Source organism: Agrobacterium sp. NPDC090273 (assembly GCF_044772305.1).
In the GTDB taxonomy this organism is placed as follows: Bacteria; Pseudomonadota; Alphaproteobacteria; order Rhizobiales; family Rhizobiaceae; genus Agrobacterium.
In genome coordinates, this window is record NZ_JBIVYN010000009.1 from 26,165 (window position 1) to 38,743 (window position 12,579).

A 12,579-nucleotide genomic window follows, 5' to 3' on the forward strand; every position below is an offset into this window, starting at 1 on the left:
GAAAAGTAATTGATGAAGGTTTAAACAAACTCAGAGGGTAAAATGAACAATAACGTTTCACGCCGCAGCTTTATGAAAACGACGACAGGGCTTGCTGCCATGGCACTTGCGGCGCCGGTCCTTCTCAAAGGCAACCGTGTTTTCGCTGGCGAAACGCTTGTCGTGCGCGACATGGGCGGTGCCTTCTACGAAGGCTTTAAAGTTGCGTTCTATGATACCTTCGCTGCCGAGACGGGTGTCACGATCCAGACCAACACCAATGAGCCTGACCCGATCCCGCAGTACAAGATGGCGATCGATACGGATACGAAACTGTTTGACGTTGCACTGATGACGCCTGAACACGTTCTGCGTATCCGTAAACTTGGCGACAATTACATGCTGCCGCTGAACATCGAAGTGCCGAACAAGGACGACTTCACCCCGCATACCTTCGAGCCCGACTTTGCCGGTGTTGCCATCTTCGCGCTCGCCATGGGCTATCGCAAAGATACGGTGAAGACGGTCCCGTCGAGCTGGGCCGATTTCTGGAACACCGAGGCGTTCAAGGGCCGTCGCGGCCTGTGGCGCAGCCCGGTGACCACATTGGAAATGGCGTTGCTCGCGGATGGCGTTCCGCTCGACAAGCTCTACCCGCTTGATGTTGATCGCGCCTTCAAGAGCCTCGACAAGATCAAGTCCAATATCGACATCTGGTGGACATCCGGCGCGCATGCGACGCAACTTTTGCAGAACGGCGAACTGGACATGATGTCGACCTGGTCGACCCGCGCCCAGGCGGCGATCAATGCGGGTGCACCGGCAGGTATCGTCTGGAACGGTGGCCTCTTCAACATCGATGGCTGGACGATTGCAGGCAACACTGAAAAGGCGGATCTTGCCCGCAAGTTCATCGAATGGTGCCTCGATCCCAAGCGTCAGGCAGCCTACACTGACGTTCTTGCCTGCGGCCCGACCAACATGAAGGCCTATGAACATCTGAGTGCGGAAAAGGCAGAGCTTCTGCCGACTGCCCCTGCCAACATCAAGGGGCTGACGGTTCTCAATGCTGCATACTGGGCTGAACATCAGGATGCGCTGACCCAGCGCTTCGAACAGTGGATCCTTGGCTGATCTGCGCCGCCTGAGCTTCAGGTCCCGCCTATCGGCGGGGCTCCATAAATGACATGGGTGGCCCGGTTCCGCGATGCGCGGGACGGGCCATTTCAACGAACAGGACCCCCAATGGCTGAACTCTCTGCCAAAGACACAATCTCTCGCAAGCGCCTGCGGCTGGACAGCCTCTGGCTCTCGACGCCGGGGCTTGTCTATATGGCGCTGTTGCTGATCCTTCCGGCAGGCGCACTCATCTGGCAATCTTTCGTCGATCCGAAGTCCGGTTCCTTCGACCTTAGCGTTTACGAGCAGATGTTCTCTGCTGGCGTTTATGTGAAGGTTTTGGCCAATACGTTTGCCATTGCTGCGCAGGTTACAATTGTCTGCCTTTTGGTCGGCTATCCGATCGCGGTGTGGCTGGCAGGAATGCCGGAACGCCGCCGAAGAATGGCCATGTGGCTGGTCCTTCTGCCTTTCTGGGTTAGTCCGCTGTTGAAGAATTTTGCCTGGATCGTGCTTCTCGCCCGCAAGGGCATCGTCGCCCAGATGCTGACCGGCATGGGCTTCGATACGCAACTCGACCTGCTTTATGGACGCGGTGCCGTGATCTTCGGCATGGCGCATGCCATGTTGCCGGTCGCGATCCTTACTATGCTACCAACCATGCTGACGATCGATGGCCGCCTGATCCCGGCGGCGATGACGATGGGGGCAAGCCGCAGCCAGTCCTTCTGGCGTATCTTCGTGCCACTTTCCATGCCGGGCGTTGCCGCGGCGGGTTTGTTGATCTTTGTCATGGGGCTTGGTTTCTTCATTACCCCGGCATTGCTGGGATCTCCGCGCGAAACGGTGATCGGCCAGATGATGATCACCCAGGTACAGCAACTCTTCAACCTGCGCCTTGCCGGTGCCCTTGCCGCACTTCTTCTTGCCGTGACCCTTATCACCATTGCCGTCTACGACCGCTTTTTCGGCATGTCGGCCGTTTCCGGAAACGGTGCCGCGGTAAAACGCGGGGGTGTTATCGGTGCTATCGGTGGCGCCGTTGTGGAGATCGGCGCGGGCGTCAGCGATTTCATCGCAAATCTTTTTCCGGTCCGTCTCGGTCGGACGGTCTTCACCGTTTTCGTCTGGATCGTCATTGCGGTTCTGATCATACCGGTGCTGGCTTTCCCACCGATGGCATTTTCTGGCTCGAGCTTCCTCGAGTTCCCGCCGAAGAGTTTCTCGCTGCGTTGGTTCCAGACCTATCTGAGTTCTGACCAGTGGATGGGTGCCACCACGCGTTCCGTCATCGTTGCGATCGCGACCGGTATTGTCGCGACCATCATCTCGGGTCTTGCGGCCTATGGCCTGGCGCGCACGCAGCGCAAGGCCGGTGGATTGATTTTCCTGTCGTTCATGCTGCCGATGATCGTACCCAATATCGTGATCGGGGTATCGCTCTTCTATGTGCTGGCAAAGGTTGGTCTGATCGCAACCGATACAGGAATCATTCTGGGCCACACACTTTCGGCCATGCCCATTGTTTTCGTTATTCTGCTGACGACATTTCGCGGGTTCGACTGGCGCCTTCTGCAGGCGGCAGCCACGCTCGGCGCAAGCCGCTGGCAGCAGGTTCGCCTCGTCCTTCTTCCCCTCGTAAAGGGTGGCGCCATTGCGGCATTCCTGTTTGGGCTTTTGCACTCCTTCGAAGAGCTGACTATTGCGCTGTTTGTGGGGGCAGGCGTCAAGCAGACGCTGCCAAAGCAGATGTGGGACGATATCATTCTCAGTATTTCACCGACCCTGGCTGCGGCCTCGGTCTTCATCGTGGCGGTGGTGACAGTGCTTTTCGTCATCGCTGAAAAGGCAAGGCCGCGCTGACATGCGCACGTCTGCCTCCCCCATCACGACCAAAGGAACTCCATTCAATATGTCTGCCGCTTCTGTCACCACTCAGGACATCAAGCTTAAGGTTCAGAGCCTCGCCAAGCGTTACGGCCAAACCATTGCCCTTGATCACGTCAATCTCGAAGTCCGTAAGGGGGAACTTCTGACACTGCTGGGGCCATCCGGTTCCGGCAAGACCACACTGCTGCAACTCATTTGCGGCCTGCAGGAGCCCACATCCGGGAATGTCATCATTGACGGTAAGGATCAGACCCATGCGCCGGTCAACAAGCGTGACATCGGTGTCGTCTTCCAGAACTACGCGCTCTTCCCGCACATGACGGTGGCAGAAAATGTGGGTTTCGCACTCAAAATGCGTAGTCTGCCAAAGTCGGAGATCGATACCAAGGTTGCCAAGGCCCTCGAAACTGTTGGCCTCGCCCATGCGGCCGGGCGCTCTCCTTGGCAACTTTCGGGCGGGCAGCAACAGCGCGTCGCGCTCGCGCGCTGCCTGGTCTACGATCCTGCCATCATCCTGATGGACGAACCGCTCGGCGCGCTTGACGCGAAGCTGCGTGAAGTCATGCAGATCGAGATCAAACGCATTCACCGCGAGACCGGTGCTACGATTATTTTCGTGACCCATGATCAGCAAGAAGCACTGGCGCTCTCCGATCGCATCTGCCTGATGAATGATGGCAAGATCGCTCAGCTCGGCACACCTCGTCAGATGTATGATGAGCCGCAGAACCTTTTCGTGGCAGATTTCATTGGGGTTTCTTCAATCATTCGCGGAACGGTGAAGGCCGGCAAACTCGAGACGGCGATCGGTATCCTGCCCATTCCTGGTACAGCACCGGCTGACGGCACGAAAGGCGCTATTGTCGTTCGCCCGGAAGTCATCACACTGGGTGACGGTGAGTGCGAGGGACGCGTCCGCGAGACCGTCTATGGCGGCTCGGAACTGCGTGTCATTATCGATGCTGGCAAGCAGGAAATCATCGCCCGTGCGCCTGCCACGGCCGGTGACGTGGAGGTCGGCTCGACAGTACGCTTCGGTTGGGCACCTGACGCTGCCCGTTTCCTGATCGACAAGGACTAAGACACGTCATGGCCGATTTACGTTTCCTCTATGACTGTGATCCCGGTGCCGACGATGCGCTGGCAATGCTTCTGGCTCTCGGCCGAACCGATGCGCTTGATATGGTAGCCGTCACTTGCGTTGCTGGTAATGTCGGACTGGAGCCGGTCGTCAACAACGCAAGACGTATTCTTGAACTGTGTGGACGGCAGGATATTGCCGTCTACTCCGGCGCAGCCCGGCCGATCATGGCGTCACGTGGCCGTGTTTCGATCATGCACGGTTCAGATGGGCTTGCTGGTAGCACATTGCCTGCAGCCAGCATGGCGCTGCGCGAGGGGCATGCTGCAAACGCGATATCGCGGATCGCACGTCAAGAAGGGCAACTGCACATCTGCGCGACAGGTCCGCTCACCAATCTGGCGATGGCGCTGCTTCTCGATCCGGACCTCCCGAATTTCGTCAGTGCAGTTACCATAATGGGTGGTGCCGCATTCTGCCCGGGCAATACAACGCCTTTGGCCGAATTCAACTTCGCGGTCGACCCGCACGCAGCCGCCATCGTTTTCGACAGTGGCATCCCAATCACGATGCTCGGTCTTGACGTTACCCGTCAGGCAACCGTCACCGAGGATATGATCCGTCAGATGCAGGCAATTGACACGCCCGTTGCACGCGAGGCTGCGCATTTGCTGATCCATTACGGCTCAAAAGATCCGTGCCTGCACGATCCCGCTGCCATCGCCTATATGTTGGAGCCTGAAATCTTCAAGACGGTCGACGCGCATGTTTCTATCTACACCGATAGCGGCGCTGCGGCTGGCCAAGTGGTCGCAGCGGTCAGCGAGCGCCATCTTGCGGGACGCGTGCCGAATTGTACGGTGGTCACGGGCGTGGATGCAGAGGCGTTCAGAACGCTGTTCGTGGATGCGCTTCGAGGATAATCTTCTGCTCGGAAAAACACATTGCTGTATAAGATTGTCTCACTGTTTCGAGCCGCAGCTTTCTCTTATGCAAAGCGTATGAGGAAGATATTCTGTGGTTGAGGAAACGTTGCCGTCTTCCAGATGCTGCATCAGGGCTTTTGCACCGGTGTAACCAAGCGAATGGCGGGGTATCTTGACTGTGGTGAGAGGCGGCGTGAAGGCGCCGCTGACAGGATGGTCGTCGAAACCGACAAATGCGACATCCTCTGGAACCCTGATTCCCAGTTCCTTCGCGACCTGGATTGCTCCGAAAGCAAGTTCGTCACTTGCACAGAGGATCGCGTTGAGAGGCGCTTCTCTTGAACGCAATTGCTGCATAGCGGCGCGACCGGCATCGATCGTGAAGGTGGGGAGATGGATGACTTCAACCCTGCCTGCCAAACCCGCTTCAGTCATTGCATCGGTGTATCCTCTGGCGCGTGCGGTGAAGATCGGGCTATCGCTTGGACCGCTCAAATGAACGATTTCCGATTTGCCGAGCGAGAGGAGATGCCGGGTCGCATCATATGCGGCCTGCCTGTCGTCGATCCCCACGAAGGCGACATCCGCGGTGTCGACAGGACGTGAAATGGCAATGATGCGGTGTCGATAGTGCGGAGACGCCGATATGCTTTCAGGAATTCGTCCCGTGAGGACGATAACACCATCTGCTGCTCCGGTGACGAGTTGCTCCGCGAGCGCGGTTTCGCGCTCGGCATTTCCCTTCGTGCTTCCGACGATAACACCGATGCCGTGTTCTTCCAGCGCATCCTCGATCCCCGAAATGATTTGAGGGTGCGAGAAGGCGGCAATGTTGGGCAGCATAACAAGGACCTGACCAGCCTTGCGCGATCTCAAGCGCCGGGCGTTGTGATTGGCAACGTAGCCATTGGCCTGCGCGATCTCGCGTATTCGCTTGCGGGTCTGTTCTGTAACTGCTTCAGAACCCGCCAATGCACGGCTCACCGTGGAAGGATTGACGCCAGCCAGTCGCGCGATGTCGACGATCGTGATCGCCGCTGCGGGCCGTTCTTTTTGAGTTTCCATACCCTTCACGATGCTTCAGTCGCAGTCTTGGATGTCAGCACTCTCATTCGGTTTCCTCCTGTGGCTCATCCAGATAAGGCGCGATCACGAGTTGCGGTACAAGGAGGGAATATCTGGCTCTCTCTTCGGGATCGAGGCCTTCGTCGGTGATAATACGGGTGAGGCTCTCGATGGGAGCCGTGCGGTAAATCGTCCGGCTGCCAAACTTGCTGCTGTCGACGAGAAGCGTAGTCTCTGCAGCTGCTTCAATCATCGCCTTTTGAAGCTGGACCAGTTCCAGTGAAGTGTCGCTGACACATTCGGTGTCGACGGCCTGCGAGGAAAGGAAAAAGTGGTCGCAGCGGAGTTCGCGGACGAAGTTGATGCCGGTTTCTCCCAGTAGCGAGTAGGCGCCGGGGCGACAGATGCCACCAGGCACCACAAGTTTGATGTGGGGTTTGTTGGCAAGAATAAAGGCGACGTGGACATCGTTGGTCACAACGGTCAGCGGTATCGTCAGATCGGCAACAGCATAGGCAAACTGATGAAGTGTCGAGCGGGAATCGATCAGAATGCTTTGCTCGGGCTGCAAAACCTTGGCGGCAGCGGCAGCAATGGCCCGTTTTTCTTCAACAGACGTCTGGCGAGCCTCTTCAACGAGGGGCTCATATGTTGTGTTGCGGCGAACACGCACGGCCCCGCCATGGGTTCGGCGAACAATGCCCTGTGTCGCCAGGTAGTCCAGGTCGCGCCGAATTGTGGAAATCGACGTGTTAAGGCGTTTGGCGAGTTCCTGGCTCGACGCCACCTGATTGGCCGCGAACCACTCCATGATTTTTTCACGCCGTTCCGCTGGCAGGAAATCGTCTACCTGGGTGGGATTGGTATCGGCCAAAAGGAAGTCCTCGAATTTATCGGTTTCGGCGCATCTTACAGACAGGGTGAGAAAACTGAAAGCTGATGGCTCAACTCAAGGATGCTCTAAAGTACCGGCCAGTCCGTCTGGGACTGGCCGGTACTTTTTTAGAGGCTTACGTTGATATATTCGGAGCCGGCCGCACCGACACCCTTATATGCAGTCACTTCGATCTCGACGCGGAAATCAGGACCTCCAAGCGGAGGGCATGTAACGGTGCTGCATGGATCGATGCCACGGAATTTTTCACCGACATAGGCCATCACCGACGGGGCATCGTCCACGTTCGGGATGACGACCCGCGAGCGTACGACGTCAGCGAGTGTTGCTCCCACGGCGGCCAGCGCGCCTTCAATGTTGTGGAAGCATTGCTTGGCCTGTTCTACGGGGTCGGTCGACATTTCGCGGGTTTTATAATTGCGGCCAGCCGTATTTGAGACGAATACCCAATTGTCCACCGCCACGACGCGTGAGTAGCTTTCCTTCTCTTCGTAAAGGCTGCCCGACTTGACTTTCGTTACCTTGACCACGTTTGAATTCCTTCCATTTTCGAGTGGTGTTCGACAATCAGGCGATCGCTGCCCGATGTGTTTCGTGTTGAGTTTGGTAGCCGTAGATACGTTCTGCGAAATCGGCTGTGATCCGGCCTTCGCGCAAATCCCGTTCAATGTCGTCGACGGATCGGCCCGATGGCACGCCGTAGCCGCCGCCGCCAGGAGTGACCAATTCGACGATTTGGCCGGCCTTGAGCTGTACGGTTCCTGGCAGGTTTTTCTGGCCATTTCCGAAATCGAACTGAGAGCCGGTCGCCTGTAAGCCGCCGTCGAGGCCCCAGGGATAGACAGCGATACGGCCACCTTCCACGCTGAAGCGGCAATCTGCCTCGATGCGGTAGACACGGCGAAGGCCCATACCGCCGCGCCACGTGCCCGCACCGGCCGATCCGTTGACCAGTTCGTAGCGCAGCAGGGTGAGGGGATACTCCAGCTCCAGCGCTTCGACGGGCAGGTTGGAGGTGTTTGTCATGTGGACGTGTACGCCGCTCAGGCCATCTGCCGTCGGCCTCGCGCCAGCGCCGCCACCGATTGTTTCGAGGTAAACCCAGAGCGAGCCGTCTTCACGGGTGCCGGTGAAGAGGGCGCCGGTGCAGGCACCATTTCCTGCTGCAGTCACCTTGCCGGGCAAGGCTTTCGCAAGCGCACCTTGGACGAGATCGGCGACCCTTTGGCACGCTGCGATGCGGCCATCGACGGCAGCCGGATGTTTGCAGTTAAGCAGCGATCCATAGGGTGCTTCCACCGTGATCGGCCGAGACAGGCCGGCATTGGGCAGGATTGTCGGATCAATCACAGCTTTGACAGCGTAGTAGCAGGTCGCGAGCAGGGCGGTGTAGATCACGTTGAGGCCGGCAGCAACTTGGGGTGGCGCGTCGAAGGCCAGATGCATCGCGTCGCCCTTGACGGTGATGTCGACTTTAAACTCCATCACTGCGGCAAACTGATTGCTGTCGAAATAGTCGGTAAATGAGTAGGTCCCATCCGGAATGGCTGCGATACCGGCGCGCATCTTGCGCTCGGCATAATCTTGCAGCGCGTCGCCCGCGGCCAGAACCTTGTCTGCACCGTACTTCGTGCAAAGGTCCTGCATACGGCGAACGCAGAGACGGTTCGCCGACATCTGTGCCCTGAGATCGGATAGGCGTTCGTGAGGAACCTGGCAGTTGAGAAGAAACAGGTCCTGAAGGTCCTTCTGCAAGACACCCTCGCGGTAGAGCCGCACCGGCGGAATGCGAATGCCTTCCTGGTAAATATGAGCATGACCACGATCGGCGAAATCGGCGTGGTGAGCGGTGTTGACGGCCCAACCCACCATGGTGTCGCCATGGAAGATCGGCTCGGCCAGAACAATGTCGGGCAGGTGGGTTGCGCCGCCCTCATAGGCATCGTTGCCGATGAAGACGTCGCCGGGCTTGATGTCATCGGCGGGATAACGCTTGTTGATGTGCGGAATGATGCCAATGAAGCTGCCGAGATGCATCGGGATGTGTTCAGCCTGGCAGAGGGTGTTGCCATTGCGATCGAACAGGGCCGTCGAGCAGTCGCGTCGCTCTTTGATGTTGGTGGAGTAGCTGGCCCGGACCAGCGCCTCTCCCATTTCCTCAACGATCGAGGTCAGTGCACTGCCGATGACTTCGACGGTAATTGGGTCGATCTTGGTCATGCGCGCATCTCCAGAATGAGGTTGAGGTAAGGGTCGACCACGCCCTGCATATCCGGCAAGATTACAGTTGTGGTGTCCATCTGCTCGACGATCGCCGGACCGGCGATCCGGTTGCCGGGCTTGAGCTTTTCACGGGTGTAGACGGGGCAGGGCACGAAATCCCTGACTTCGTCCATATAGACATCGCGCGTGCCGATGATGGCGGCATCGCAGGCCGGGCCAGCATCCGGCTGCGGTGTGAACTGGGCCTTGTTGACGAGGCCAGCGGCTTCGAGGCGCAGGGTAACAATCTGAATAGCCTCGCCCTCGGCTATAAAGCCGAAGCGCTGCAGGTGCGCTTGCTCGAAACCCTTTACCAGCGCTTCAAGCGTGTCACTGCCGACCGGTCCCGCAGGGACCTGGACCTGCAATTCATAGTTCTGGCCGACGTAGCGCATATCGGCCGTACGATTGATGACCTGCCGGTCGGCCTCGATTCCTTCCTGACTGAACCAGGATGCCGCCTGTGTTTCCAGGCTGTTGAAGCCGCTGACCATGGGGTCGACGGCGCTTTCATCGACCTTCATCAAGCGCGACACCGCAAAGTCGGAACGCAGATCGGTGAGGAGCAGGCCAAGCGCGCAGAGCGTGCCTGGGGTAAGGGGCACGATGATACGGCTCATATCCAGCTCTTTGGCGAGGCGCGCAGCATGCAGTGGCCCTGCGCCTCCAAACGCCATCAAAGCGTAATCGCGCGGGTCGTGGCCGCGTTGCACGCTGATCAGACGAATGGCCTTGGCCATGTTGGCCGTTACGACGGAAATGATGCCCTGTGCGGTTTCCATCAGGCCAAGACCGAGCTGGTCAGCGAGGCGCTGGATGGCTTCAACAGCGAGATCGCGCCTGACCTTCATGCGTCCGCCAAGAATTTCGACCGGATTGAGGGTTTGCAAGACGATGTTGGCATCGGTCACCGTTGCTTCCGTGTTGCCGCGTCCGTAGCAGACGGGACCGGGATCGGCGCCTGCGGAGCGCGGGCCGACCTTGAGAAGACCACCGGAGTCAACAAAAGCGATTGAACCGCCGCCGGCACCGACCGTGTGAATATCGAGCATCGGTGCCTTGATGGGATATCCATGGACGTTGGCTTCTCCGGTCAGCTTGCAAATGCCGCCCTGAAGGAGCGCAACGTCGCTCGATGTGCCGCCGACATCAAAGGTGATGATGTTGTCGAAGCCGGCCATTTTGCCAACCGCCTGGGCCGCGACGACGCCGGTGCTTGGGCCCGACAGCACGGTGCGGACCGGAAGTTGCGCAGCCATGTCGAAGCCGATAACGCCGCCATTCGATTGCGTCAGTTGCGGCGCAACCGGTACACCGAGCTCTGTCAGTCTTTGCTTGAGGCGGTCGATGTAACGCTGCATGACGGGGCCTAGGTAGGCATTCACGACGGTCGTCGACATGCGCTCATATTCGCGGAATTCCGGCGCAACGTCGTGGGATGCGCTGATGAAAACATCCGGCATCTCCTCGCGTATCATCTCGACCACGCGGCGCTCATGCGCGGTATTCAGGAAGCCGTAAAGGAAGCAGATCGCGATTGCCTTGACATCGTCCTGTGCGAGTTCGCGAACGGCGGCACGCAGTTTTGCCTCATCGAGAGCAAGATCTTGGGAACCGTCGCTTTTCAGTCGTTCGGGAACCTCATGTCGGCGGTCGCGGCTGACCAGTGTCTCCGGTTTTTCCGCGTTCATATCATAGAGGCTTGGCCGTTTCTGGCGACCGATCTCAAGCAGATCGCGAAAACCGTCAGTGGTGATCAGCCCGGTCGCAACGCCCTTCAGTTCAATCAGGGCGTTGGTGGCGACTGTCGTGCCATGTCCTAGAAAAGCGATATTGCCGGCCGTGTTGCCAACGGTGGAAAGACCCTCTGCAACACCGTTTGCGATCCCGCGGGAAGGATCATCAGGGGTCGACGGCACCTTCCAGATGTCGAGCTTGCCTGTTGCCTCATCGAAGAGGCAGACATCGGTGAAAGTACCACCAGAATCCACGCCAATTCTCAATGCCATTACGTTACCCTCTTTGGCCAAGGTTGTTCGAAAGCGGATCAGGCTGCCTTGGTCTTTTTGAAACGATCAAAGCGGAAAGGTGCGGGATCGACGCATGGGGTCGCGCCGGTCACCAGGTCTGCCATCAGACGCCCGGAGCCCGGCCCTATGCCGAAGCCGTGCCCGGAAAAGCCACTGGCAATGTAGAAGCCAGGAATGTTGCCCGCCGGGCCGATGACCGGCACGGCATCCGGGGTGACGTCGATCAAGCCGCCCCAGCTTTGGGTGATGCGACTTCCCGCAAATGCGGGAAATGCCTTGATCAGGTGCTCTAGCCCCTCGCGATTGAAACGCTCGAAAGGAACCGGATCGAGAATGCGAACCTGTTCAAACGGCGATATGGCGTCCGCCGACCAGGATCGCGGCGTTCTCCATTCTTCCAAAAAGCGGTTTCCAACCCGCAAAGTCAGTTCACGCCAGCTTTTGATCAGGGTGGGCACGAAATCGGTGAAAAGGCGGAAGCTGTCCGGAACGATCGGTGCAATGTTGGCATTGCGCATCGCGATCGAAAAACTCCCGTCGAGGCGGCGCCGGAACGAAAAATTGTCGGCTCCGACGGGAAGATCCGGGACGCCATCGACCGCTGTTGCACGGGCAACGGTGCCGAGGATCTTCAGTTGAGGAAAGTCGATCCCCATGTTGCCGGCAAACAACCGTGACCATGCACCCCCCGCAAGGATGACTGAGGAGCATGCGATTGGTCCACGTTCTGTCACGACACCGCTGACCCTGCCTGCCGCACGTTCGATCGAACGAACCGCACAGCCGGTCAGGATATGGGCGCCGGCGCGCATGGCGCCACGGGCTATGGCAGGCGCGGCCTTAAAAGGTTCGGCGCGTCCATCACTCGATGTATGCATCGCGGCTGTGAAACCCTCCGTCATGCCTGGCAGATGTTGACGGAGTTCGGCGCTGCGCAAAAGTTTGGAATCCAGCCCGAACTTTTGAGCATGGACCAGCCAAGCTTCATATTCCGCCTCCTGGCGTGCATTCCTGCACAGATAGACGATACCGGTCTGCCGGAACCCGGTTTCTTCCCCGATACGGCTGTTCATACCCTTCCAGAGCGCCAGGCTTTTCATCGCAAGTGGAAGCTCTGCAGGATCGCGGCCCATCTGGCGAACCCAGCCCCAGTTGCGCCCGGATTGCTCGCCGGCGATCAGGCCTTTTTCACACAATGCGACCGAGACACCTCGCTCTGCGAGCTCAAGCGCTGTCGAAACGCCGACAATGCCGCCGCCTATGATGACGACATCGACTTTGTTTGGCAGGGACGTACTGGACGGAACGGCGTCCGGAATAATGCGGCTCATG

General features: G+C 58.4%; 10 protein-coding genes. 4 read left to right on the top strand and 6 right to left on the bottom strand.

Annotation, left to right across the window (positions count from 1 at the left end):
* Positions 1 to 42: 42 nt before the first annotated feature.
* From ACIQT8_RS21105 to ACIQT8_RS21120, 4 genes are all read left to right on the top strand, one after another.
* Entirely contained in the window at positions 43 to 1,113 is a 1,071-nt protein-coding gene (locus ACIQT8_RS21105) for a polyamine ABC transporter substrate-binding protein (protein WP_400969296.1), read from the top strand.
* A 111-nt stretch (positions 1,114 to 1,224) separates the two neighbouring features.
* Positions 1,225 to 2,961 (top strand): ABC transporter permease subunit, encoded by a 1,737-nt coding sequence (locus ACIQT8_RS21110; RefSeq protein ID WP_400969299.1) that lies wholly within the window; start codon positions 1,225 to 1,227, stop codon positions 2,959 to 2,961.
* Between the two features lie 49 nt (positions 2,962 to 3,010).
* Entirely contained in the window at positions 3,011 to 4,069 is a 1,059-nt protein-coding gene (locus ACIQT8_RS21115) for an ABC transporter ATP-binding protein (protein WP_400969302.1), read from the top strand.
* A gap of 8 nt (positions 4,070 to 4,077) precedes the next feature.
* Positions 4,078 to 4,992, top strand: a complete 915-nt coding sequence (locus ACIQT8_RS21120) for a nucleoside hydrolase (protein WP_400969305.1) — start codon at positions 4,078 to 4,080, stop codon at positions 4,990 to 4,992.
* A 39-nt stretch (positions 4,993 to 5,031) separates the two neighbouring features.
* Here the strand turns inward: ACIQT8_RS21120 and ACIQT8_RS21125 are convergent, their stop codons facing one another.
* The 6 genes from ACIQT8_RS21125 to ACIQT8_RS21150 all read right to left on the bottom strand — a co-directional run bounded on the left by ACIQT8_RS21125 (position 5,032) and on the right by ACIQT8_RS21150 (position 12,578).
* Positions 5,032 to 6,060, bottom strand: a complete 1,029-nt coding sequence (locus ACIQT8_RS21125; RefSeq protein WP_400969308.1) for a LacI family DNA-binding transcriptional regulator — start codon at positions 6,058 to 6,060, stop codon at positions 5,032 to 5,034.
* Between the two features lie 43 nt (positions 6,061 to 6,103).
* On the bottom strand, positions 6,104 to 6,934 hold the full coding sequence (locus ACIQT8_RS21130; protein WP_138791826.1) for a DeoR/GlpR family DNA-binding transcription regulator: 831 nt from the start codon (positions 6,932 to 6,934) through the stop codon (positions 6,104 to 6,106).
* Positions 6,935 to 7,062: 128 nt separating this feature from the next.
* A complete protein-coding gene (locus ACIQT8_RS21135) occupies positions 7,063 to 7,485 on the bottom strand; it encodes a RidA family protein (RefSeq protein ID WP_138791825.1) in 423 nt (140 codons plus the stop codon).
* A 37-nt stretch (positions 7,486 to 7,522) separates the two neighbouring features.
* Complete coding sequence (locus ACIQT8_RS21140; RefSeq protein ID WP_400969311.1) at positions 7,523 to 9,175, bottom strand: hydantoinase B/oxoprolinase family protein; 1,653 nt, start codon at positions 9,173 to 9,175, stop codon at positions 7,523 to 7,525.
* Complete coding sequence (locus ACIQT8_RS21145; RefSeq protein ID WP_262526990.1) at positions 9,172 to 11,226, bottom strand: hydantoinase/oxoprolinase family protein; 2,055 nt, start codon at positions 11,224 to 11,226, stop codon at positions 9,172 to 9,174. Before ACIQT8_RS21145 ends, ACIQT8_RS21140 begins: the two co-directional genes overlap by 4 nt.
* A 38-nt stretch (positions 11,227 to 11,264) precedes the next feature.
* Positions 11,265 to 12,578 (bottom strand): FAD-binding oxidoreductase, encoded by a 1,314-nt coding sequence (locus ACIQT8_RS21150; RefSeq protein ID WP_138791822.1) that lies wholly within the window; start codon positions 12,576 to 12,578, stop codon positions 11,265 to 11,267.
* Position 12,579: the final 1 nt, after the last annotated feature.

Bases quoted from the DNA above. Each gene is read 5' to 3' on its own strand.
- ACIQT8_RS21105 (WP_400969296.1), top strand. From the start codon at position 43: ATGAACAATAACGTTTCACGCCGCAGCTTTATGAAAACGACGACAGGG.
- ACIQT8_RS21110 (WP_400969299.1), top strand. From the start codon at position 1,225: ATGGCTGAACTCTCTGCCAAAGACACAATCTCTCGCAAGCGCCTGCGG.
- ACIQT8_RS21115 (WP_400969302.1), top strand. From the start codon at position 3,011: ATGTCTGCCGCTTCTGTCACCACTCAGGACATCAAGCTTAAGGTTCAG.
- ACIQT8_RS21120 (WP_400969305.1), top strand. From the start codon at position 4,078: ATGGCCGATTTACGTTTCCTCTATGACTGTGATCCCGGTGCCGACGAT.
- ACIQT8_RS21125 (WP_400969308.1), bottom strand. From the start codon at position 6,060: ATGGAAACTCAAAAAGAACGGCCCGCAGCGGCGATCACGATCGTCGAC.
- ACIQT8_RS21140 (WP_400969311.1), bottom strand. From the start codon at position 9,175: ATGACCAAGATCGACCCAATTACCGTCGAAGTCATCGGCAGTGCACTG.
- ACIQT8_RS21145 (WP_262526990.1), bottom strand. From the start codon at position 11,226: ATGGCATTGAGAATTGGCGTGGATTCTGGTGGTACTTTCACCGATGTC.
- ACIQT8_RS21150 (WP_138791822.1), bottom strand. From the start codon at position 12,578: ATGAGCCGCATTATTCCGGACGCCGTTCCGTCCAGTACGTCCCTGCCA.